This is a genomic window from Pseudomonas salicis (assembly GCF_057128705.1).
This window is the reverse complement of record NZ_JBSKHU010000001.1, coordinates 207,569-227,967: the sequence shown is the minus strand read 5'-3', so window position 1 is coordinate 227,967 and position 20,399 is coordinate 207,569. Positions and strand designations below refer to the sequence as shown.

Genomic DNA, 20,399 nt, shown 5'->3' with positions numbered 1-20,399 from the left:
TGCTCGTACGCGTCTTTGATGTCGCGTACGGGCAACTCGTCGCGAAGGCGCCCCACATGAATAGAAACGACCTACGCAAGATCGACCTGAAGCTACTGCTCGTTTTTGAAATGCTCATGATCGAGCGCAGCTCCACCAAGGCGGCTAAAAAGCTATTCATAACCCAATCAGCCGTGAGTTCTGCGCTTGCGAGGTTACGCATCCTGTACGGCGATCCACTGTTCACGATGGAAGACCGCAAAATGGTCCCCACCCCAAGGGCACTGGAGATTGCCGCCTTGCTGGCCCCAGCACTGAATTCCATAGCCAATGCCGTCAAGAAACCCAAAGCCTTAGGGAAGGAGGCAACGTCCGATGTTTATTACGATGAGGGTCGCAAGAAACTGACCTTGTCAAACATGAACCAGGAACTGGTCGATTTGCCTTTAGCAACGCTGACAGGCGCCGGAGAAAAATTGCACTGTTATTCGTCCATATACACGCCTCACAGTATGAGGGTTAGCCTTATCACGGCGTACGTCCATGAGTTCGGGCTACCTCTCGAAATCACAATGAAGATTGCTGGACACATTTCTGTCGTTATGAATTTGTATTATGTGAGGATCGGCAGCGTTGAACTTCAGCGTCGTTTTTCTGAGGGTGAGAAACGTGCACTCCAGAACCAAGCGTTAATCGCACAGAGCATGATCGAACAGGGTCGAATAGATAAGGTTAAAGGTCAGCTAGTTGCGAATAACCAAGAAGCGCTTGAACTAATCTATAGGGAAAAATCTCCCGGCAGCTACTTGTTTCGAGATTACGGATTTTGTCCATATGCTGGAGCTAGGTGTAGTGATGGAGGGTCGTTCGGCAAAGGCGATATCTGGCTACCGGTCCCAGGCGGTTACTTAGGCAGTCAAAACTGTCTAAGGTGTCGCCACTTCGTAACTGGGCCAGCATTCATAGGAGGACTTCTTGCTTTAGGCAACGAGATATCATTGGAGGTAAACCTTCAGTTCGAGAAATATGACGAACTTCAAACTAAAGCTGAAGAGCTTAGGATGGAAATCGACGAACGTGATGAGCACGAGTATGAATTAAGCAAATCAGGTGACGTCTTTGAAGGTAGAGGACTCGGCCTAGAACTTAAGCATCGTAAACTCTTGGCGGAGGCTGAGAGCGCAGCCAAAAAACTTGATGTCCTGATGTGCGATTTACAGGCCAGCGCTAGCCTGATTAAACAAATCGAGCAAGTGACTCTCACGAAATCTGAACCAAAGCTTCAGGAGTCGCTTATGCTTATTGTGCAAGAGGGTCACGAACTCAAGCTAGCAATGGAGGAAACCACTCATTTCCACCAACTAAGTGAGGTATGCGAAAATGCTGAGATTTATGAATGCGCCTCAGCGAACTCTGCCCTCGCCGCAAGATCACAGCTACTGGACAAGATGTTGGAAAACAATAAATCCACGCAAAGAATGTTCAGATTAGACCAAAATCAGCAACTTTTAGTCGGTAATCAGATCGCAAGATTGTTGATATCGAGGCTCAGAACTTGGGACCGTATTGATTTGTTAATATGCGGCAAAATTAGGCTAACCGAACTGGTTGGACTCGAGACTATTTCATTAACTGAAATTAGTGAAGTTTTTAGAACTGAAGAAAAAACCCTACCTCAGGTCTAATATGATGACACCACATGAAACACTGGAGAGCCTGAAGCAAAACTGCAGCTTAAAAAAACAACGCACCCTAGATGCTATATATGAAGTTTGCAATGAGCTGCTATCTAAGGAGGAGAAAGACTTCTCATTTTCACGTATTGCGCGGCTCGGAATCGACCGAGGGGTCCCAAATGCTCAAAGCATGCGAAATAGCTCTGGGCAAGCATATCGAGTACTGATATCTGCATTTAAAGAGGCAGCGGCTCCAGCCCGTCGTAACCCAGCCCCGTCAGATTGGCTGGATGCAATAAAAGATGTAAAAGTTAAATTTCTAGCGCGCGCCATGGAGGCAGAAAATTACCGGCTTCGAGGTCTCTTAAAAGAAATAACTCCTCCCAATCTTGAAATTCGCGTTGATGATCGACCCCGTTTTCAGCCCAAAATAAGTTAACAGAGGTAGAACGCAGGGCTCTTCTGTATTTAATATCGGAAGAATTCAGATTACAATGGGGATTCACATTGGGCAAGCACGGCGATTTGATTGACAAAACAGGATCAAAAATCTTTCGCCCAGGAACACTTGACGCAATGGAGAAAGCTCTCAAGGTAATGTGACAAAATTTAGAATCGAAAATAGGCGAAAAATGGGTACTAATCTAATCACTGAAGCTGGCTATCGATCCTTAAAAGATGAATTGGATTGGCTTTGGCGTGAAGAGCGTCCGGAGATCACTCGAAAGGTTTCTTGGGCGGCGTCTTTGGGCGACCGAAGTGAAAATGCAGATTATCAATACAACAAAAAAAGATTGAGAGAAATAGACCGCCGTGTAAGATACCTCCGAAAGCGAATTGAAGATCTTCGTGTAGTTCCGTACTCGCCGTCTCAGGAAAATAAGATTTACTTTGGCGCCTGGGTAACTATTGCGAATGAGGAAGATGAGAGCAAGAAATTTCGGATTGTAGGCGCCGATGAGATTTACCATCGAAAAGATTTTATCTCTATTGACTCCCCGATGGCACGTGCGTGCATTGGCAAGATTGTAGGGGATGTGATTGTGGTAAGCACTCCAACTGGCAATGCTTATTGGGATGTTTTAGACATTCAGTACAGTGCGGTGGAAGGCGCACCACGTTTCTTAAGACCCTGAAGCGCCTCGAAACCGTTCGGTGCTCGTTGAAATGAGCCTGCGGTGATGAGCGTTATAAATAGTACAACCAATAGTACAGTACTATTATTAAAGTTCACAAATATCAATGAGTTAGTAGAATTAGTATGGATGATTGGGGCACTACTTTCCAATCGGCGTTTTCACTGCGGTCGCCGAGGGACGCCGCCCAGGCCACCTTCTGCGTGATCTCCGGGCGATACACCCGCCACAGATGGTCCAACTCCGCCTTCAAGGCAGTGTGGCCTTCTCTGGTAATGATGTTCGTCGCCATGGCCGGGCCTCTCGTGGGAAAGGCGCTAGCTTACGGCGCTCCTGGCGCCCCAGCAAATGCGCGGGGCGCCAGGCAGCGATCACTCTGCGGCGCGCTGGTTGTGGCTGGCGACGAACTGGCGGAAACGCTCGGTCGGCAAGCCTTCGAACAATTCATCCGGCGTGCCCTGGGCATCAATCAGGCCCTGGGCCATGAACACCACCCGATTCGACACGTGCCGAGCGAAGCCCATTTCATGGGTCACGACCAGCATCGTGCGGCCCTCTTCCGCCAGCGAGCGCATGACCCGTAACACCTCGCCCACCAGTTCAGGATCCAGCGCCGAAGTCGGCTCGTCAAACAGCATCACCTGCGGGTTCATCGCCAGCGCGCGGGCGATCGCCACCCGTTGCTGCTGACCGCCCGACAGGTGCGCCGGGTAATAATCGCGGCGATCGTACAGGCCGACCTTGTGCAGCAGTTGTTCGGCTTCTTCGACGCACTCGGCGCGGGAGCGTTTGAGCACACGCATCGGGCCTTCGATGATGTTCTGCATCACGGTCATGTGCGACCACAGGTTGAAGCTCTGAAAGACCATGCCCAGTTTGCTGCGCATCGCCTCGACCTGCTTGGTGTTGCTGGGCATCAGTCGCCCACTGCCGTTCTGCTTCATCTCGATAACTTCACCGCCCAGCACGATCCGGCCTTCGTCAGGAGATTCCAGCAGGTTGATGCAGCGCAGGAAGGTGCTCTTGCCCGAGCCGCTGGCCCCCAGAATGGAAATCACGTCGCCGCGATGGGCGTCCAGCGAAATCCCCTTGAGCACCTGAACCGAGCCGAACGATTTGCAGATGTTGGTGACCGACAGCGCGGTCTCGATGGTTGAATTCATGACGGGCTCCGCAGTGTTCAAAGGGATGGAGGCGTTTCAGCGGCCGGGGTGGCCACCGGCTGTACAGGGCGTTCGCGCAGGTGCGGCGAGAGTTGGTACTCGATCCACGACATGAAGCGAACGATGAGGAAGTTCAGCACCAGATAAATCACCGCCGCGCAGAGGAACACTTCCATCGTGCGGTAGGTGCGCTGAATGATTTGCTGCGCGACGCCGGTCACGTCCCACACCGTCACCAGGCTGGCAATGGCCGTGGATTTGACCATCAACACCGCTTCGGTCGAATAGGCCGGCAAGGCCTGACGCAAGGTGACCGGACCAATCACCCGGTACAGCAAGGTCCAGCGGCTCATGCCCACGGCCTTGCCCGCTTCGATCTGGCCCTGAGGCACGGCGAGCAGTCCGCCGCGCAAGATTTCAGCGGTGTAACCCGCCGTGCACATCGCCAGCGAGACCACCGCGCAACCATAGGGCGAGCGCAGGATTTCCCACATGAAGCTGCTGCGGATGGCCGAGAACTGGCCCAGGCCGTAATAGATGAGGAACATCTGGATCAGCAGCGGCGTGCCGCGAAACAGCCAGATGTAAAAGCGTGCCGGGTAGCTCAGAAATGGCCAGCGGCTGACGCGCAACGAGACCACGCCCACGGCGAGCAACAGGCCGATGGACAGGCTGGCGAAGAACAGGCTCAGGGTGGTGGGCAACGCCGCCAGCAGCTTGAGCATCGTGTCACTGAGAAAGGCAAAATCGATCATCGTGGTTCCCCTCTCAGGCGTTCGGGTTGCGGCGCTGGGTGCGCTGCACGCGGTTTTCGGCAATGTTGAACAGGCGTCCTGACAGCCCGGTGAGGATCAGGTAACACGCGCCGCCGACGATGTAGAACGTGAAGTATTGGCGCGTGGAACCGGCTGCCACCTGACTGGCGCGCATCAGTTCGACGAGGCCGATCACCGAAATCAGCGCCGAATCCTTGAGGGTCATCTGCCAGACGTTGCCCAGCCCCGGCAGCGCGTAACGCCACACTTGCGGGATCAGCACGCGACGGATGCGCATGCCCTTGGTCATGCCGATGGCCAGCGCGGCTTCAAGTTCGCCCTTCACAATGGCGAGGTAGGCGCCCCGGTAGACTTCCGCCTGATAGGAGCCGGAGATCAGCCCGACCGCCAGCGCGCCGACCAGAAACGGTGGCGTGTCGACGAACCCTTCGCCGCCGAACCAATGGTTGACGGCCCCCATCACGGTGGCGCCGCCGAAGTAGAACAGGTAGATGACCAGCAATTCGGGAATCCCGCGAAACAGGATCGAATAAGCGTCGCCGAGGTAACGCAACGAGCGACGGCGCGAGAGCTTGGCCGCCGCAACGGCACTCCCGGCCACCGCCCCCACCAGCAACGCCGCCAATGTCAGCACCACCGTCATGCCTGCGGCCTTGAGCAAGGCCGCGCCCCACCCGCCGTTACCGAAGCTGAGCAGCTGTAAGAGATCCATAGCGTCATTCCCGCCGCAAACAGTTCAAGGTCCGGTGTCTGGCGACACCCCCAACTCATACATACTTGTCTTTACAAGCATATGCAATTTGATTGCCAGATCGTTTGGGGTCGTTGCCGATCGGGCTGCGACCCCTCTGTTCAGGCGTTTGAAGGGGGATAAGGTTCCATGACAGGGTATGTGGGTATTTTCTTCCGGCTGCGTAGGACGCATCGGTTTGGGGCGGTGGGAAACATCTGGCGCCATTGAAGTGCGTCGGGGTGTAACAGGTGGGTTGGCCCATCACCCCTCCCCCAACACCCCCAAAAAACTCTGCACATTCGCTCGCTTGCGTTTCTCGGTCGGCACAAACGCGCAGTACGGGTGCCCCAGCGGCAGAGAACGCGCAGACAACACGATCAACCGCCCCGCCGCCAGATCAGGCTGGGCGATGAGCTTTTGCCCCAGCGCAATCCCGCACCCGAGCTTTGCCAAGGTGATCGACAGGCTCGACAGCCCGGAGCGTCGGCCCAGTGCCGGGTCCGGCGATGGCTGCCCGACTTCACTCGCGTACCAGTCGCTCCACGTCGGATGTGAGGCGTAATTCGGCCCCCATTGCGTGTGAATGAACAGGCTTTCGTGAATGCGCGTGAGGTCGAATTCGCTGTTGCCGTGGCGATACCACCATTCCGGCGCGCACAGTGGCACGACGTGATCGTGTACCAGCGGAATCGCTTCGAGGCCAGGGTAGTGATAGTCGCCATAGCTGACACGGATATCGACATCGTGCCGGGCCAGGTCCACGGGATCGTCTTCGACCCGCACGTCCACCGACAACTGGGGGTAGCCTTCGAGCAAGGCCGCGAGCTTCGGCGCCAGCCACACTTCGGCCAGGGAGAACGGCACGCTGACGATCAATCGTGTGCGCATTTCCCCTTCCAGAAGGCGAACGGTCATGGCGGCGATGTCATCCAGCGCCCGTGAGGTCTGCGGGAAAATGGCCAGCCCGGCGTCGGTCAGCGACAAGCGATTGCCGCTGCGCACGAAGAGCTTCTTGCCGAAGTATTCCTCCAGATGGCGCACCTGTTGGCTCACCGCTGCGGCGGAAACCCCGAGCTCCTTCCCGGCCGCGACGAAGCTCGCCAACCGCGCCGCCACTTCGAAGGTGCGCACGGCATTCAAGGGTGGCAATCGTTTCATGTGCGTCTTCCCCAAGTTTTTCTAGGGGGAGGCTAACAATTTTTGCCGTTGTTGCGAAGATTTCCCCACGTTAGCTTTAGGCCATACCTCAGCGGCCTTGCGTGAACAGGCCGCCCTTCAACAAGGAGTGCCGACATGAACACTGTCATCAATCTTCAGCGCTACCCGCTCGACCGCGTCGGCAGCGAGGAATGGAACGCACTGGTCGACAAGGCCCGCGCCGAACTGGCCCGCAACGGCATGTTCAGCCTTGAAGGCTTCATTCAGGACGAACACGTCGGACTGGCCGCACGGCAGATTCAACCGACCATGGACGCCGAATCCCACACGCACAAACGCTCGCACAACATCTACTTCAAGCCGGAAATCCCGGAATTGCCCGCCGATCACCCGGCCTTGAAAAAGGTCGAGACGGTCAGCCATACCTTGTGCGGCGATCAGCTCGCCAGCACGGTCGTCACCGAGGTTTACGAATACCCGCCGCTGGTGGCATTCCTCAGCGCGGTGATGGAAAAACCGGCGCTGTACGTCATGGCCGACCCTCTGGCGCGGGTCAATGTGATGAGCTATCGCGAAGGCGAAACCCTGAACTGGCACTTCGACCGTTCGGAGTTCACCACCACGCTGATGCTCCAGGCGCCTGAAGCCGGCGGCGAGTTCGAATACCGCACCGACCTGCGCACGGCGGACGATCCCAATTACGACGGCGTGGCCGACTTGTTGCGTGGAAACGACCCCGAGGTGCAGAAACTGCGTCTCAGCGCTGGCACTCTCAATGTGTTTCGTGGGAAAAATACCGCGCACCGGGTGACGCCGGTACAGGGTCAACGCGAACGGATGGTCGCGGTGTTCTCGTACTACGAAAAGCCTGGCGTGATGTTCAGCGCCGAAGAGCAGATCGGTTTTTATGGGCGTGCGGCCCAGCCAAACACCGAAACCACAGCAGCATAATAAAAACAGACGATTCGCGGCTTTTGATCTAGCTTGACCCTGCCAGTCCTTTCAACCAGATGGGGAAACACATGGGCCACACCTATAACGTCACTAAAAAAATCCTCGCGTGTGCAGCACTGGGCGGCAGCCTGGTTTTCGGCGGAGCGGCTTCCGCCAAGGAATGGACTTCGGTTCGCGTTGCGACCGAGGGCGCCTATGAGCCTTGGAACATCACCCTGCCCAGCGGTGAGATTTCCGGTTTCGAGCCTGAGTTGCTGAAAGACGTCTGCGCCCGCATCAAGCTCGAATGCAAACTGCAAGCGCAAAACTGGGACGGCATGATCGCCGGCCTTAACGCGGGCAAATTCGACGTGCTGATGGACGCCATCGTCATCACCCCCGAGCGTCAGAACGAGATCGCGTTCTCCATCCCTTACGCCAACACTCAGGCCGTGTTCGTCAGCGCCGATCCGAAGATCATCGCCAGCATGCCGAGCAACGAAGTGCTCAAACTGAGCGGCGACCCAACGAAAGACAAAGCCGCCATCGACAAGATGAAAGTGATGCTCAAGGGCAAGACCCTCGGCATCCAGACGGGCACGGCGTACACCAAATTCGTCGAAGACAACTTCACCGGCGTGGCGGACATCCGCACCTACGCCAAGTCCGCCGAGCACCTGCTCGATCTGAACGCCGGTCGCATCGACTTCGCGTTCGACGACGTGACCTTCTTCACCTCCGCCCTCGACACGCCTGATAACGCCGCCGTGAAAATGATCGGCCCGAAAATCGGCGGTGACATCTGGGGCCCGGGCGAAGCGTTGGGCTTCCGCAAGGCGGATAACGACCTGCGCGAGAAGTTCGACGGTGCGCTGAAAGAAGCGCTGGCCGACGGCACCGTAAAACGCCTGTCCGAGAAGTGGTTCAAGGCTGACATTCGTCCTTGAGGCTTCGCAGGACCGGCAGCGCAAGATGCCGGTCCGGTGAAAAAGCTGTGGGAGCGAATTCATTCTGGGCGGCATACCGACGAATGATGGATCAGGCAACAGGGATGTACCGACTGTACGGCCCTCTTCGCGAATAAATTCGCTCCCACAGCTGAACCCGTGCCAGACCCCAAGCTTCGGGGCGGCGCTGGACTTCTGTGGGAGCGAATTCATTCGCGAAAGGTAGGTCAGGCGACAGGGATGTATCGGCTTTACGGCCCCTTCGCGAATGACTTCGCTCCCACAATTTGAACCCGTGTCAGACCCCAAGCTTCGCGGCGGCGCTGGACTTCTGTGGGAGCGAATTCATTCGCGAAAGGCAGGTCAGGCGACAGGGATGTATCGGCTTTACGGCCCCTTTTGGCGAATGAATTCACTCCCCCCGCTGAATTATTTCGTGTCCTCATGTATCTGATCGGTTAGAGCGGTGCCACCACTACGATGGCATCTGCAGGCTAGACCGATTCCGCAACTGAGTGACCCGTATGAAATTAGGCAAGAAAAAAGTCAAACCGATTGGGCTGCAGGACATCACGATTGTCGACGACGCGAAAATGCGTAAGGCGATCACCGCAGCCGCCCTCGGTAACGCCATGGAATGGTTCGACTTCGGCGTGTACGGCTTCGTCGCCTACGTGCTCGGCAAAGTGTTTTTCCCCGGCGCCTCCCCTGGCGTGCAAATGGTTGCCGCGTTGGCGACCTTCTCGGTGCCCTTCCTGATTCGTCCACTGGGTGGCCTGTTTTTCGGCGCGTTGGGTGACAAATACGGCCGACAGAAAGTCCTTGCCGCGACCATCGTCATCATGTCGCTCAGCACCACGGCCATCGGCCTGATCCCCTCCTACGCCTCCATCGGCATCTGGGCGCCGATCCTGCTGTTGCTGGCGAAAATGGCCCAGGGCTTCTCGGTCGGTGGTGAATACACCGGCGCGTCGATCTTCGTTGCCGAGTACGCCCCGGACCGCAAACGCGGCTTCCTCGGCAGCTGGCTGGACTTCGGTTCCATCGCCGGTTTCGTGCTGGGCGCGGGTATTGTAGTGATGATTTCCGCCGTGATCGGCGAAGACAAATTCCAGGAATGGGGCTGGCGCCTGCCGTTCTTCCTCGCCCTGCCGCTGGGCATGCTCGGCCTGTACCTGCGAAACGCCCTCGAAGAAACCCCGGCGTTCCAGCAGCACGTGGAGAAGCTCGAACAGGGTGATCGCGAGGGGCTGTCCCACGGCCCGAAAGTCTCGTTCAAGGAAGTCGCCGTCCAGCACTGGCGCAGCCTGTTGACCTGCATCGGCATCGTGGTCGCGACCAACGTTACGTACTACATGCTACTGACGTACATGCCGAGCTACCTGTCCCACAACCTGCACTACAGCGAAAACCGTGGCGTGCTGATCATCATCGCGATCATGGTCGGCATGCTGTTCGTGCAGCCCCTGATCGGTTTCATCAGCGACAAAATCGGCCGCAAGCCCTTTATCATCGTCGGCAGCATCGCGCTGTTCATCCTGGCGATTCCAGCGTTCATGTTGATCATCAGCGGCAAGATCGGCCTCATCTTCGCCGGATTACTGATCCTTGCTGTGGTGCTCAACTTCTTCATCGGCGTGATGGCGTCCACCCTTCCCGCGATGTTCCCCACGCACATCCGTTACAGCGCGCTGGCCAGTGCGTTCAACGTCTCGGTGCTGATCGCGGGCGTCACCCCCACCCTCGCCGCCTGGCTGGTGGAAACCACCAACAACCTGTACATGCCGGCGTACTACCTGATGGTGGTCGCGGTGATCGGTCTGGTGACCGGCCTGACCATGAAAGAAACCGCCAACAAACCCCTGCGCGGCGCAGCCCCGGCGGCCTCCAACCTTGAAGAAGCCAAAGAGCTGCTGGAGGACTACCACGACAACATCGAACAGAAGATCGAAGACCTCGATCAGCAGATCGCGGAGCTGGAAGCCAAGCGTAAAGAGCTGGTGCAGCAGCATCCGCGGATCAACGAGTAAAGTCCCTCCGCTAGCCCACGACCCCCTCGCGTGCCAGCCGCGCGAGGGTTGGGTCATCCAACTCCAGCGTCCGGCGTAACACATCGTGGGTGTCTCGTGCGAAACCAGGCGGGGCGCGTCGATAACTCGCCGGTGTGGCCGAAAGCTTCGCCGGAAAGCCGATCACTGTCACCTCGGAACCGTCATCGCGACGCATCGTGTGCAACATGTCGCGGGCCTGGACGTGCGGGTCGGCGAGCGCCTGAGCCACGCTGTTGATCGGCCCACCCGGCACCCCGCTCTGGGCCATCCGAGCCAACAGTTCAGCCGCAGGCCACGTCGCGATGCTGTGGGCCAACTGCAGTTCCAGCTCCTTGCGATGCTGACTGCGCCCGGCGTTGTTGCGGTAACGGGGGTCTTCCCCCAGATCGGGGCGTTCGAGTAGCTGGCACAACGCCTGAAATTGCCCGTCGCCCCCGCATGCGACCAGGATGTAATCGTCAGCGGCGGCAAAGTCGCGATACGGCACGACGTTGGGATGAGCGTTGCCCAATCGACCGGGTACTTGCCCACCGACCAGGTAATTCATGCCCTGATTCGCCAGCAACGACACTTGGCAATCGAGCAATGCACAATCGATCGCTTGACCCTCCCCGGTTCGTGTTCGGTGATGCACCGCGGCCAAAATCGAGACCGTCGCGTACAGACCGCAAAACAGATCGCTGGCCGGTATGCCGACTTTCAAGGGGCCCGCGCCGGGCTCGTCATCGCGACGACCAATCACGCTCATCAGCCCGCTCATGCCCTGCACCAGAAAGTCATAGCCGCCCCGAGGGGCATACGGTCCGGTCTGACCGAACCCGGTGATGGAACAGTAAATCAACCGGGGGTTGAGCACCTTGAGGCTCTGATAATCCAGGCCGTACCGGGCGAGCGTGCCGACCTTGAAGTTTTCGATGACGATATCGGCCTTGGCGGCCAGATCGCGAAGGATCTGCGCGCCTTCAGGCTGCGCGAAATCCACGGCGATGGCCTGCTTGTTTCGATTGGTGCAGAAGTAATAAGCGGCATCCCACGGCTTGTCGCCACTTTCCAGGAAGGGCGGGCCCCAGCCACGGGTGTCGTCGCCCCGAGCGGGGTTTTCCACCTTAATCACCTCGGCGCCCAGGTCGCCGAGGATTTGCGTGGTCCACGGACCCGCCAACACGCGGGACAGATCGAGTACCCGCAAACCATCAAGGGCACCCGGTGCAAACAGCGAAGCATCAGTCATCATGTTTTCCTTGAAAAGTTCAGCGCAGGCGTTGGCCTTTGGTTTCCGGCATGCGCCAGAACGCGACGAGGCTGACCAGTGCAGCCGCCGAGACATAAAACAGGAACCAGTCGCCATGCCCTACGCTTTGCAGCCAAGTCATCAAATAGGGGGTGGTGCCGCCGAAAATCGCCACCACCAGGTTGTACGGCAGCCCAATCCCCAAGGCACGGACATCGGTGCTGAACAGCTCGGCTTTCACTGCCGGGGCAATCGCGGAGTACAGGCCGTAGAACAGCAACCCGAACAGCTCCACGGCGAGAATCGTGACGAACGACGCGTTGATCATCGACACCACCGGGTACAGCAACAGCAGGTAGCCGAGGGCAAACAGGATCAATTGCGGTCGTCTGCCGATCCGGTCGGAAAGGAGCCCGAACAGCGGCTGCGACAGCATGAAGATCGCCAGTGCCAGGGTGCTGGCGGCGTAGGCCACCGTCGGCGCCGCGCCCGAGGTGCGGATGGCATGCACCGGGATGTAGCTGACGAACAGGTAGAACGCGAACGCCCCCAGCAGGCTGATGCCGACCATGCGCCGAAGGGCCTGCGGGTGTTCACGCCACAGCGTACGCAGTGGGTGACGCACCACGTGTCCCTGTTTTTTCTGTTGTTGGAAAGCCTCTGGCTCCGCGACTGAGCGACGCAACCAGAGCCCGACGAAGCTGCCAAGGGAACCGATCAGAAACGGGATGCGCCAGCCGTAATCAATCATCTGCTCCTTGCTCAATACCGACGTCAGGAACCAGGCCAATGCCGAAGCGAACAACAGCCCCAACGCGATACTGAAAAACATGAAGCCCGAATAAAAACCCCGTCGGGCCGCCGGTGCGGATTCAGCGAGAAAGGTCGCCGCAGCGCCATATTCCCCGCCCACCGAGACCCCCTGCACCATGCGCGCCAGCACCATCAGAATCGGCGCCGCGATGCCGATGCTCGCGTAGGTGGGCAGCAGTCCAATCAGCAATGACGGCAGCGCCATCATCAAAATCGTCAGCGTAAGTGCCGCACGACGCCCGACCCGATCGTTGAACAGGCCGATCAGCAACCCGCCGACCGGACGCATGCCAAAGCCCACCGCGAACACCCCGAACGTGGCCAGCAACGCCGCTGTTTCATTGTCGGAAGGAAAAAACTGTGGGCCGAAATACAGCGCGAAGGCGGTGTAGATCGACCAGTCGAACCACTCGATGGTGTTGCCGATGCTGCCCGCGACGATGGGTCGCCAGGCGGTCGCCACGGTCAACGGAGCGTCGGTATCGCCCGTCGCGTTCAACACGGTGGATGCGTCATGTGCCATGTGATGAGCCTCAATTGTGATTGTTATCAGGCGTCTTTCATAAAGCGGATGCAGCGGCGCACCGAGATCGTCAGCCGGTCCCGGTCAGTGCGCGCATGAAGTCGAGCATCGGCAGGTCGCTGTCGAGCAGGCGCTGCCCCAAACGCTGTTGCCAATAGCGCTCGCTGCCGAATTGCAGGCGCCAGTCATGCAGGCGTCGCGTGTACAGTTGCAGGTCGTACTCTTCGGTGATGCCGATGGCGCCGTGGACCATGTGACCGATCCCGCCAAGGGTCACCACCGCCTGGCTCGCCCGCGCCTTGGCCAGCGCCGCCAGGTCAGGATCGACCGCCAACCCGCTGCCCCGCAGAGCCAACTGCACGGCCATCCGCGCGGCATACACTTCCTCGGCCAGCACCGACAGCTGCTGTTGAACGGCCTGGAATCGCCCGATGGGCTTGCCGAATTGAGTGCGTTCAGCGGCGTACGCCAAGGACAGTTTCAGGACACGGCTGGCCGCACCGGCGATCAACGCAGCAAAGATCACGGCACCCATGGCCTCCCAGTCATGCCCGCCTCCCAGCTTCCGGGCGTCGGTCGGGAATGAGGTCCACAGCAGGTCGACGCTGAGCCCCGAGCCGGAGCGCTCGGCATCCGTGATCGGCAACACCCATGCGCCATCGTCCAGCAGCACCAGCGCCGATTCCGCCGTGTCACCGAAGGCGACATTGGGACAGCTGACGGATTGCCCTTGGCGATACCCTCGGGCCAATGCAATGCCGCCCATTGGCAGGTCATGCCCTTCCTCGGCCAAGGCCGCCCGCACCCACATCGTGGTGGGCAGGGGCAACGGCAAGGCACACTGGCCGCAGGTCTGCAGGACTTCGGCGACGGTTTCCAGCCCGGCACCCGCGCCGCCCTGGGATTCAGCGACCATCAAGTCGGCAAAGCCGCTGTCGAGCACCGCTTGCCAACCGGTTTCAGTGCCCTGCCCCTGCTCGATGCCTCGTACCCGCTGGCCGTCGAACGTTGCCTCCAGCCACTCGCCGAAGGTATCGGTGATAAAACGATCGATACTCATGTCAAGCTCCTAACGCAAATCCAGGCCGCGCGCGATCACGCCGCGCAAGATTTCCCGAGTGCCGCCGCGCAGTGAAAACGCGGGAGCCACCTGGCATAAATAATCCAGCGTGCGCCTGAGCAACGCGGGTGGGGGTTGGGTGTCGGCACCGATGGCGTCGGCAATCAACAGCGGCACCGACTGTTCGAAGCTGGTGCCTAAGTCCTTGACCAGCGCGGCCTCGATCACCGGGCTATGCCCCGCCGCGAGACGCCCGGTGACCGCCAGAGACAAACCCCGCAGGGTCGTGAGTTCGGCGACAAAACGCCCCAATAAAACCGCGTCTTCTCGCCTGCCCCGCTCCCGCAGCCAGGCCAGCCACGCGTCCAGCAACACCAGACTGGAATACAGCCGCTCCGGCCCGCTGCGCTCGAATGCGAGTTCCGCCGTCACTTGCTCCCAACCCTGCCCTTCGGCCCCGATCAACGCGTCGGCCGACAGATGTACATCGTTGAAGAACACTTCGGCGAAGTGCGAACTGCCCGTGAGGTCACGAATCGGTCGGATATCGATGCCGGGCAACGTCAGGTCAATGATCACTTGGGACAAACCCCGATGGCGATCCTCAGGCGTTCCAGAGGTGCGCACCAGGGCGATCATGAAATCGCTGTGCTGGGCGTAGGTGGTCCAGATCTTCTGGCCGCTGAGCCGCCAACCCTCGCCATCCGGCTGGGCACGGCTGCGCACGCTGGCGAGGTCGGACCCGGCCCCAGGCTCGCTCATCCCGATACAGAAGAACGCCTGTCCCTGGCAGATGCGCGGCAGGTAAAACGCTTTCTGCGCCTCGGTCCCGTAGCGCACGATCAACGGTCCGCTCTGGCGGTCGGCGATCCAATGGGCGGCGACCGGCGCACCCGCGCACAACAATTCTTCGACCACGACGAAGCGCGCGAAGGCATCCAGTTCGGCACCGCCGTAGGCGATGGGCAGCGTCAGCCCCACCCAGCCTCGGGCGGCCAGTGCGCGACTGAAATCGGCATCGAAGCCCTGCCACGTGCGAGCGCGCTGATCGGTCGGGTACGCCGCCATGCGGTCCAGCAAAAAACGCCGCACGTCTTGCCGCAGCGGCTCGTGAACGGAAGGTTCGGCGCAATAATCCAAAGGTTCGAGCATCGCTGATTCCTCAGTCCGGGCGACCGGCTAGCAGGCGCTTGACCGAATACTCCATCACCACCACGGCATGCTGGTTGATCACCGTGACCTGCTGCGTGACCACTGCCCGTTGTAATTTGGACGTCGGGCGAATATCAGTGATCTCCACTACGGCATGCACGCTGTCGCCTACCAGCACCGGTGCCTTGATCACCTGCTGGACTTCCAGCAGGGCCAGGCCGACGTTCTGCAACAGCGTCTGCATGAGAATGCCTTCGATCAGGCTGTAGGTGAGCGCAGAAGGAACCGGCCGCCCGCCTTTGATGGCGCCAGGGTATTCGGCGTCGATGAAGATCACTTCGGTCTGGCCCGTGACGCCGATGAAATGCACCAGATCGGCTTCGGTCAGCGTGCGGCGGAAGGTTCGGAAACGTTGGCCCTTGTCCAGTTCCTGCCAGAACGGACCTTGGCCAAGCAACGGTATGTCGTCATGCATGAGTGGCGTCTCGATGTCGTTTTTATTGAGAAACGAGACTAGCGATGCACCCTTTCCTTTTCTAATATTGTTTTCCAGTCAATTGATAGTGAATCGGTATCAATATGGATATCCGTCAGCTGCGTCAGTTTGTTGTGCTCGCAGAAACCCTTAATTTCCGCAGGGCCGCCGAGCTGCTGCACATCTCTCAACCACCGCTCTCCGTGGCCATCCGCAAGCTGGAAGAAAGCTTTGGCACCGCGCTGTTCGAGCGCTCGACCCGACACGTCAGGCTGACCGAAGCGGGCGTCGCGGCGCTGGAGGACGTGCGCAAGGCGCTGTTTCATCTCGATCAGGCTCAGCGTCACGCCCGAGAAACGGTGGACGGGGTACGCGGACTGCTCACCGTCGGGTGCGTGGGTTCGGCAACCCTGTCGCTCATCCCGCGCATTCTTCCAGACTTCCGCGAGCGCTACCCCGGCGTCGAGTTGGTGCTGCGGGACTACCCGTCCAATCGCATCGTCGAAGAAGTGAAACGCGGCGTGCTCGACATCGGTCTGGTCCGGTCGCCGATCATCGACCGCTATCACGTGTCCAGCGAATTGCTGGAAGCCGATCGTCTGATCGCCGTGGTCCCCGCCAGTCACGAACTCGCCGCTCGGGATCAGGTGGCGTTGGCCGAATTGCGTGATGCGGCGTTCGTGTCGTATTCCCGGGAAGAAGCCACCGGCTTGCATTACGCCGTGAGCAGCGCCTGCCAGGCAGCGGGATTTCTGCCGAGGGTCGTGCAGGAAACCACCCAGATTCAAGCGACGATCAGTCTGGTCGCTGCAGGGCTGGGCGTAGCGCTGGTGCCTTCTCTTCATGGGCGCCGAAGCGTGGACGGCGCGTACTTCTTGGGCCTCACCGACGCGAATCTGGGACCCGATATTGGCCTGTCATTGATCTTCAATGCACAGACCGAAACGCGGATCGCACTGGCGTTCCGGCGAACCTGTCTGGAGGTCATGGGCAAAGAGGCCCCGCAAGGCGTTTAGGGGTTCGCTACTGGCACTCGGTTTTCAAATCTGCGCCACTTCCCCTCGTCCTCGCGACACATCCTTTAACAAAGGTTTCCCCTCCCGCCCCGCGATGTTAGCGTGCAGGCCGTTCTGATCGAACGATCAGGAATCTCTCAAGACTGCCTGCAAAGGAATGCCTTACCTCATGAATGTTTCCCTCAAGCACCTGGCTGCAGCCACGTTGGTGCTGGCGAGCTTTTCGTCATTCAGCCCTGGCGCACTTGCCAATCTCACCGCTCAACAGGGCACCGCGATTCTCTCTTCGTTCAACGATGCATCGGTCAAGGATTTCAGGCAGTTCCTCGACCGTGTCGGCAAGAGCGACCTCGCAAAAACCGACACACTTACGCCCGCCATCACTGGATTTCTCGCCAACAAACCCCTGACCGCTGAGCAGCAGAACGAGATCCACCGTTTGCTCGGCCTGTACGCCCGCGTTAAATACGGCGCGGCGGCCACCGAGACGTTGCGTGAGCTGGTGGCGATCCCCACCGTTCGCCAGGACGGCGTACCACAGCACGAGAACCCCGCGTTCATCGAGATCGCGGCGAAGATCAAAAGCCTCGCCGAATCCTTCCACCTGAATTTCCGCAACATCGACAACCGGGTCTACGAGATTTCCCTCGAAGGCGCGGGCAAGGACGTGGTCGGCATTCACGCCCACGCCGACGTGGTGCCGGTAACGCCGGAGAACTGGGTACTGGAAGACGGCACGCACCTCGACCCGTTCAAGGTCACGCTGATCGGCGACCGCATGTACGGCCGAGGCACCGAGGATGACAAGAACGGCATCGTCGTGGCGCTGTACGCGATGAAGATTATCAAGGAAGAAAAGCTGCCGCTGGCCCGCACGTTCAAGCTGCTGGTGGACACCACGGAAGAAACCGCAGGCGACGCGATTCCCTATTATTTCGAGCGCAACCCGGTGCCGGAATACAACCTCGCGCTGGACGGCAGCTACCCGGTGGTGATCGCCGAGAAAGGTTACGGGACGGTCATGGCGACCTTTCCTCGCCGTGCCGCTGAAGGTCAAGGCGCCGAGGTGACGTCGATGACCGGCGGCATGGCGACGAACCAGATTCCGTCGCGTTCGGTGGCCACCTTCGTCACCGACACACCCGAAGCGCTGGCGGCTGACCTGCAAAAAGCCGGGATCGATTACGTGCAGCACAACGGCGGCAATTTCGACATCAATACCAAGGTCGAGGGCAAGGGTGTCAGCCTGACCGTGACCGGCGTGTCGGCGCATTCCTCCGAGCCGGAATCGGGTGTGAATCCGGTGGCGCGGATGCTGGGTTTCCTCAACAGCCTCGACGGCAAGGTCGCGCTCAAACACAACGCGATCACCGACGCGGCCCGTTATGCGACGGACAACTGGGGGCTCGGTTATCTGGGCGAGAAGTTGGACATTGGTTTTTCGGATGCCTTCATGGGCCCGCTGACGGCTTCGCTGACCTACGTGGCGCAGGACGACAAAGCGTTCAAACTGGCGGTCAACCTGCGCGTGCCGAAGGGCAAGTCGCCGGAAAGCCTCAAGGCCGAGATCGGTAAAAAGCTCGATGCCTGGACCGAGAAAGCGCACATCACTCCGGCGTTCGACGTGTCGATTGCCGAGCCGATGTACCGCAATCCGGAAGGTGAATGGGTCAAAGCGCTGCTGACCGTGGCCAGTGAAAACCTGAACATGGCGCATACATTTGGCACGTCGGCGGGCGCGACCTCGGTCCACGAACTGCCCAACGGCGTGCAATTCGGCCTGGCCCGCCCCGACGTCAAATACACCGGCCACACCGACAGCGAGTTCAAGACCACCGAGCAGTTTTTGTGGGACTTGCAGATCGTGACCGAGATGTTTGGACGGATCGGGCAATTGCCGAAGTTGTGATTCCGTAAACGTCCTGTTTGCCGGCGGCAGCGATCTTGAGTGCGCCACCGCCGGCAAGCCGTGCCGCTACAGAGGCATGGCGTCGGTCACGAAATTCTGGCAATCCACATGACCCTGTAGGGGCGTATTCATTCACGAAGGCGGTAGATCCGCCCCGGATGTGTCACTTGCCAAATCCTTTCGCGAATGAATTCGCTCCCACAGGGAATGGTAGCGTGCCGAAGCCCTTTGAATGATCCACACCCTGCAGCACACCGTGCCGCTAAAAAGTCATCGGTTCAGTCACAAAATCCTGGCAATCCACATCACCCTGTGGGAGCGAATTCATTCGCGAAGACGGTACATCCGACCCGGATGTGTCGCTTGCCAAATCCTTTCGCGAATAAATTCGCTCCCACAGGGATCTGCGGCGTGCCGAAAAACCCTCTCAGTTCGGCGCCAACAACGGACACACCTGCCCTGCCCGTTCCACCAACAACCCGCGCAACACGCTCATCTGCGCGATCCTCGCGTCCAACGCTGCGATCTTTTCGGCGAACAGCTGCGCCAGCACCGGCGCCGACACCGCCTCGCTGTTCCACAAGAGCGGCAAATTTTCACCAATCTCTGCCAGTGAAAACCCCAACTGCTGCGCCAGCTTGATATACCCCACCAACTGCACGGTCTGCTCGGGGTACAGCCGATAACCGTTGGCCGTCCGTTGCGGCTTGATCAACTGCTTCTCTTCGTAAAACCGCAACGCATCCACCGAGACCCCGGTGAGCGCTGCCACTTCGCCAATTCTCATGATGCTCGACGCCCGTATTGACTCTGGACTTAGGACCAGGCTTTAGCCTGCGGGCTCAAACTGTGAGGGATGACGATGGTCAGCGTAAAGCGCAATAAACAGATCGTCCGGGCCAGCGCCGGATATGACTTGGTGGTGACGGCAGGCTTCATGACGCCCTGGACGGCGGCGAGGGTGTTCGAGGGGTTTGCGAAAATGTCCGACACGCTGAGACTGGATCGCCCAATACCGACGCTGGACGTCACGGCCATGCTGCTCGCCAACCTACTCGGCAGCGTGGTGGTGGTCTGGTCCCTGTGGCGCTTGAGACATGCCAGCCGAATCGTGGGCCTCTACGATGCGCTGGCCCGTGGGTTGTTCGCCCTGTGGCAACTGTATGCCGTGGCCCATGGGGCGAGCTTTCTGCTGCTGGGCTTCACCGTGTTCGAGGTCGCGTTCGGGATTGCTCAGAGCTGGCCGGTGCGAGGGAGCAAAGCCTCGAACGAAACATAGGATAAACCGGCTCAAACACGCCAACGGCTTACCTCCGATTCACTCAGCACAAGTTTTTCGTCGGCGCCTACGAAAATTTTTAAACAGCGACACAGGTTGTCGCACCCCTGCCCCAGCATCCGCTCCATCTAATTCCTGCGAGGACATTTGAATGAAAGAACTGACCTGCTTCGCCATAGGGCTGGCCGTCGGCGCACTGCTGATGAAAAAAAGTCGAACAGTCGATGACCTGAAAAAGGAACTGGAGCGTGAACGTTGGCGCAACGACCGTCAGACGAGTGCCTGACATTTTCATATCAAACGTTTTGGGTATTGGCGACTTCTAACCGATAGTGTTAAAAAGCCACCAACGGAATGTTCGCCAAGTCTATGACGTCAGCGAACCAACA

General features: G+C 58.9%; 21 protein-coding genes and 1 pseudogene. 11 read left to right on the top strand and 11 right to left on the bottom strand.

The genetic code is table 11. The features are described from left to right. The first annotated feature begins 56 nt into the window (after window positions 1-56). From ACWKWE_RS01105 to greB (ACWKWE_RS01090), 4 genes are read left to right on the top strand one after another with little or no spacing between them, the layout of a single operon-like run. Window positions 57-1,664, top strand: coding sequence for a LysR family transcriptional regulator (locus ACWKWE_RS01105; protein ID WP_483849331.1), 1,608 nt, complete (start codon window positions 57-59; stop codon window positions 1,662-1,664). After that, the gene (gmtX, locus tag ACWKWE_RS01100; protein ID WP_483849330.1) at window positions 1,621-2,094 is read left to right on the top strand and encodes a gamma-mobile-trio protein GmtX; all 474 of its coding nucleotides are present in this window, start codon (window positions 1,621-1,623) and stop codon (window positions 2,092-2,094) included. The genes ACWKWE_RS01105 and gmtX overlap by 44 nt, the downstream gene beginning before the upstream one ends. A 23-nt stretch (window positions 2,095-2,117) precedes the next feature. Next, a complete protein-coding gene (locus ACWKWE_RS01095) occupies window positions 2,118-2,258 on the top strand; it encodes a hypothetical protein (protein WP_483849962.1) in 141 nt (46 codons plus the stop codon). A gap of 29 nt (window positions 2,259-2,287) precedes the next feature. Beyond that, window positions 2,288-2,791, top strand: coding sequence for a transcription elongation factor GreB (greB, locus tag ACWKWE_RS01090; protein WP_483849329.1), 504 nt, complete (start codon window positions 2,288-2,290; stop codon window positions 2,789-2,791). A 145-nt stretch (window positions 2,792-2,936) separates the two neighbouring features. Here greB (ACWKWE_RS01090) and greB (ACWKWE_RS01085) read toward each other — a convergent pair. The 5 genes and pseudogenes from greB (ACWKWE_RS01085) to ACWKWE_RS01065 form a co-directional block, all read right to left on the bottom strand. After that, a pseudogene (gene greB / locus ACWKWE_RS01085) lies at window positions 2,937-3,083 on the bottom strand (transcription elongation factor GreB); the annotation flags it as partial. 79 nt (window positions 3,084-3,162) lie between these two features. Further along, window positions 3,163-3,954 carry an ABC transporter ATP-binding protein gene (locus tag ACWKWE_RS01080; protein WP_166595449.1) on the bottom strand — a complete coding sequence of 264 codons (792 nt, stop codon included), beginning with the start codon at window positions 3,952-3,954 and terminating at the stop codon, window positions 3,163-3,165. A gap of 17 nt (window positions 3,955-3,971) precedes the next feature. After that, a complete protein-coding gene (locus ACWKWE_RS01075) occupies window positions 3,972-4,709 on the bottom strand; it encodes an ABC transporter permease (protein ID WP_166595448.1) in 738 nt (245 codons plus the stop codon). 13 nt (window positions 4,710-4,722) lie between these two features. After that, window positions 4,723-5,442 (bottom strand): ABC transporter permease, encoded by a 720-nt coding sequence (locus tag ACWKWE_RS01070; protein ID WP_341964234.1) that lies wholly within the window; start codon window positions 5,440-5,442, stop codon window positions 4,723-4,725. Between the two features lie 282 nt (window positions 5,443-5,724). Then, entirely contained in the window at window positions 5,725-6,621 is an 897-nt protein-coding gene (locus ACWKWE_RS01065) for a LysR substrate-binding domain-containing protein (RefSeq protein ID WP_166595446.1), read from the bottom strand. Between the two features lie 135 nt (window positions 6,622-6,756). Here ACWKWE_RS01065 and ACWKWE_RS01060 point away from each other — a divergent pair, with 135 nt between their 5' ends. From ACWKWE_RS01060 to proP, 3 genes are all read left to right on the top strand, one after another. Further along, window positions 6,757-7,572: a HalD/BesD family halogenase gene (locus ACWKWE_RS01060; protein WP_166595445.1), complete on the top strand. Its 816-nt coding sequence runs from the start codon at window positions 6,757-6,759 to the stop codon at window positions 7,570-7,572. A 71-nt stretch (window positions 7,573-7,643) separates the two neighbouring features. Then, window positions 7,644-8,501, top strand: coding sequence for a transporter substrate-binding domain-containing protein (locus tag ACWKWE_RS01055; RefSeq protein WP_166595444.1), 858 nt, complete (start codon window positions 7,644-7,646; stop codon window positions 8,499-8,501). A 524-nt stretch (window positions 8,502-9,025) separates the two neighbouring features. Further along, on the top strand, window positions 9,026-10,531 hold the full coding sequence (gene proP / locus ACWKWE_RS01050; protein ID WP_166595443.1) for a glycine betaine/L-proline transporter ProP: 1,506 nt from the start codon (window positions 9,026-9,028) through the stop codon (window positions 10,529-10,531). 10 nt (window positions 10,532-10,541) lie between these two features. On the opposite strand, the gene ACWKWE_RS01045 is transcribed toward proP, so the two are convergent. The 5 genes from ACWKWE_RS01045 to ACWKWE_RS01025 form a co-directional block, all read right to left on the bottom strand. Next, window positions 10,542-11,783 (bottom strand): CaiB/BaiF CoA transferase family protein, encoded by a 1,242-nt coding sequence (locus ACWKWE_RS01045; RefSeq protein ID WP_483849328.1) that lies wholly within the window; start codon window positions 11,781-11,783, stop codon window positions 10,542-10,544. A gap of 19 nt (window positions 11,784-11,802) precedes the next feature. Then, window positions 11,803-13,119: an MFS transporter gene (locus ACWKWE_RS01040; protein WP_166595441.1), complete on the bottom strand. Its 1,317-nt coding sequence runs from the start codon at window positions 13,117-13,119 to the stop codon at window positions 11,803-11,805. Window positions 13,120-13,189: 70 nt separating this feature from the next. Next, a complete protein-coding gene (locus tag ACWKWE_RS01035) occupies window positions 13,190-14,179 on the bottom strand; it encodes an acyl-CoA dehydrogenase family protein (protein WP_483849327.1) in 990 nt (329 codons plus the stop codon). A 9-nt stretch (window positions 14,180-14,188) separates the two neighbouring features. Next, a complete protein-coding gene (locus ACWKWE_RS01030; RefSeq protein ID WP_483849326.1) occupies window positions 14,189-15,331 on the bottom strand; it encodes an acyl-CoA dehydrogenase family protein in 1,143 nt (380 codons plus the stop codon). Between the two features lie 10 nt (window positions 15,332-15,341). After that, window positions 15,342-15,806, bottom strand: coding sequence for a MaoC family dehydratase (locus ACWKWE_RS01025; protein ID WP_483849325.1), 465 nt, complete (start codon window positions 15,804-15,806; stop codon window positions 15,342-15,344). Between the two features lie 104 nt (window positions 15,807-15,910). Here ACWKWE_RS01025 and ACWKWE_RS01020 point away from each other — a divergent pair, with 104 nt between their 5' ends. Both ACWKWE_RS01020 and ACWKWE_RS01015 read left to right on the top strand, forming a co-directional pair. Further along, window positions 15,911-16,822 (top strand): LysR family transcriptional regulator, encoded by a 912-nt coding sequence (locus ACWKWE_RS01020; protein WP_483849324.1) that lies wholly within the window; start codon window positions 15,911-15,913, stop codon window positions 16,820-16,822. Between the two features lie 169 nt (window positions 16,823-16,991). After that, complete coding sequence (locus ACWKWE_RS01015) at window positions 16,992-18,731, top strand: dipeptidase (RefSeq protein WP_483849323.1); 1,740 nt, start codon at window positions 16,992-16,994, stop codon at window positions 18,729-18,731. A gap of 427 nt (window positions 18,732-19,158) precedes the next feature. Here ACWKWE_RS01015 and ACWKWE_RS01010 read toward each other — a convergent pair whose 3' ends face one another. Beyond that, entirely contained in the window at window positions 19,159-19,518 is a 360-nt protein-coding gene (locus ACWKWE_RS01010; protein WP_483849322.1) for a MerR family transcriptional regulator, read from the bottom strand. A 75-nt stretch (window positions 19,519-19,593) separates the two neighbouring features. Between ACWKWE_RS01010 and ACWKWE_RS01005 the strand changes: the two genes are divergently transcribed. Continuing rightward, window positions 19,594-20,010: a hypothetical protein gene (locus ACWKWE_RS01005; protein WP_483849321.1), complete on the top strand. Its 417-nt coding sequence runs from the start codon at window positions 19,594-19,596 to the stop codon at window positions 20,008-20,010. A gap of 151 nt (window positions 20,011-20,161) precedes the next feature. Continuing rightward, the gene (locus tag ACWKWE_RS01000) at window positions 20,162-20,296 is read left to right on the top strand and encodes a hypothetical protein (RefSeq protein WP_483849320.1); all 135 of its coding nucleotides are present in this window, start codon (window positions 20,162-20,164) and stop codon (window positions 20,294-20,296) included. Window positions 20,297-20,399 lie beyond the last annotated feature (103 nt).

What these genes read in the sequence shown, in the direction of transcription:
- ACWKWE_RS01105 (WP_483849331.1), top strand. Translation starts at nt 57, where the DNA reads ATGAATAGAAACGACCTACGCAAGATCGACCTGAAGCTACTGCTCGTT.
- greB (WP_483849329.1), top strand. Translation starts at nt 2,288, where the DNA reads ATGGGTACTAATCTAATCACTGAAGCTGGCTATCGATCCTTAAAAGAT.
- ACWKWE_RS01080 (WP_166595449.1), bottom strand. Translation starts at nt 3,954, where the DNA reads ATGAATTCAACCATCGAGACCGCGCTGTCGGTCACCAACATCTGCAAA.
- ACWKWE_RS01075 (WP_166595448.1), bottom strand. Translation starts at nt 4,709, where the DNA reads ATGATCGATTTTGCCTTTCTCAGTGACACGATGCTCAAGCTGCTGGCG.
- ACWKWE_RS01070 (WP_341964234.1), bottom strand. Translation starts at nt 5,442, where the DNA reads ATGGATCTCTTACAGCTGCTCAGCTTCGGTAACGGCGGGTGGGGCGCG.
- ACWKWE_RS01065 (WP_166595446.1), bottom strand. Translation starts at nt 6,621, where the DNA reads ATGAAACGATTGCCACCCTTGAATGCCGTGCGCACCTTCGAAGTGGCG.
- ACWKWE_RS01060 (WP_166595445.1), top strand. Translation starts at nt 6,757, where the DNA reads ATGAACACTGTCATCAATCTTCAGCGCTACCCGCTCGACCGCGTCGGC.
- ACWKWE_RS01055 (WP_166595444.1), top strand. Translation starts at nt 7,644, where the DNA reads ATGGGCCACACCTATAACGTCACTAAAAAAATCCTCGCGTGTGCAGCA.
- proP (WP_166595443.1), top strand. Translation starts at nt 9,026, where the DNA reads ATGAAATTAGGCAAGAAAAAAGTCAAACCGATTGGGCTGCAGGACATC.
- ACWKWE_RS01045 (WP_483849328.1), bottom strand. Translation starts at nt 11,783, where the DNA reads ATGACTGATGCTTCGCTGTTTGCACCGGGTGCCCTTGATGGTTTGCGG.
- ACWKWE_RS01040 (WP_166595441.1), bottom strand. Translation starts at nt 13,119, where the DNA reads ATGGCACATGACGCATCCACCGTGTTGAACGCGACGGGCGATACCGAC.
- ACWKWE_RS01035 (WP_483849327.1), bottom strand. Translation starts at nt 14,179, where the DNA reads ATGAGTATCGATCGTTTTATCACCGATACCTTCGGCGAGTGGCTGGAG.
- ACWKWE_RS01030 (WP_483849326.1), bottom strand. Translation starts at nt 15,331, where the DNA reads ATGCTCGAACCTTTGGATTATTGCGCCGAACCTTCCGTTCACGAGCCG.
- ACWKWE_RS01025 (WP_483849325.1), bottom strand. Translation starts at nt 15,806, where the DNA reads ATGCATGACGACATACCGTTGCTTGGCCAAGGTCCGTTCTGGCAGGAA.
- ACWKWE_RS01020 (WP_483849324.1), top strand. Translation starts at nt 15,911, where the DNA reads ATGGATATCCGTCAGCTGCGTCAGTTTGTTGTGCTCGCAGAAACCCTT.
- ACWKWE_RS01015 (WP_483849323.1), top strand. Translation starts at nt 16,992, where the DNA reads ATGAATGTTTCCCTCAAGCACCTGGCTGCAGCCACGTTGGTGCTGGCG.
- ACWKWE_RS01010 (WP_483849322.1), bottom strand. Translation starts at nt 19,518, where the DNA reads ATGAGAATTGGCGAAGTGGCAGCGCTCACCGGGGTCTCGGTGGATGCG.
- ACWKWE_RS01005 (WP_483849321.1), top strand. Translation starts at nt 19,594, where the DNA reads ATGGTCAGCGTAAAGCGCAATAAACAGATCGTCCGGGCCAGCGCCGGA.
- ACWKWE_RS01000 (WP_483849320.1), top strand. Translation starts at nt 20,162, where the DNA reads ATGAAAGAACTGACCTGCTTCGCCATAGGGCTGGCCGTCGGCGCACTG.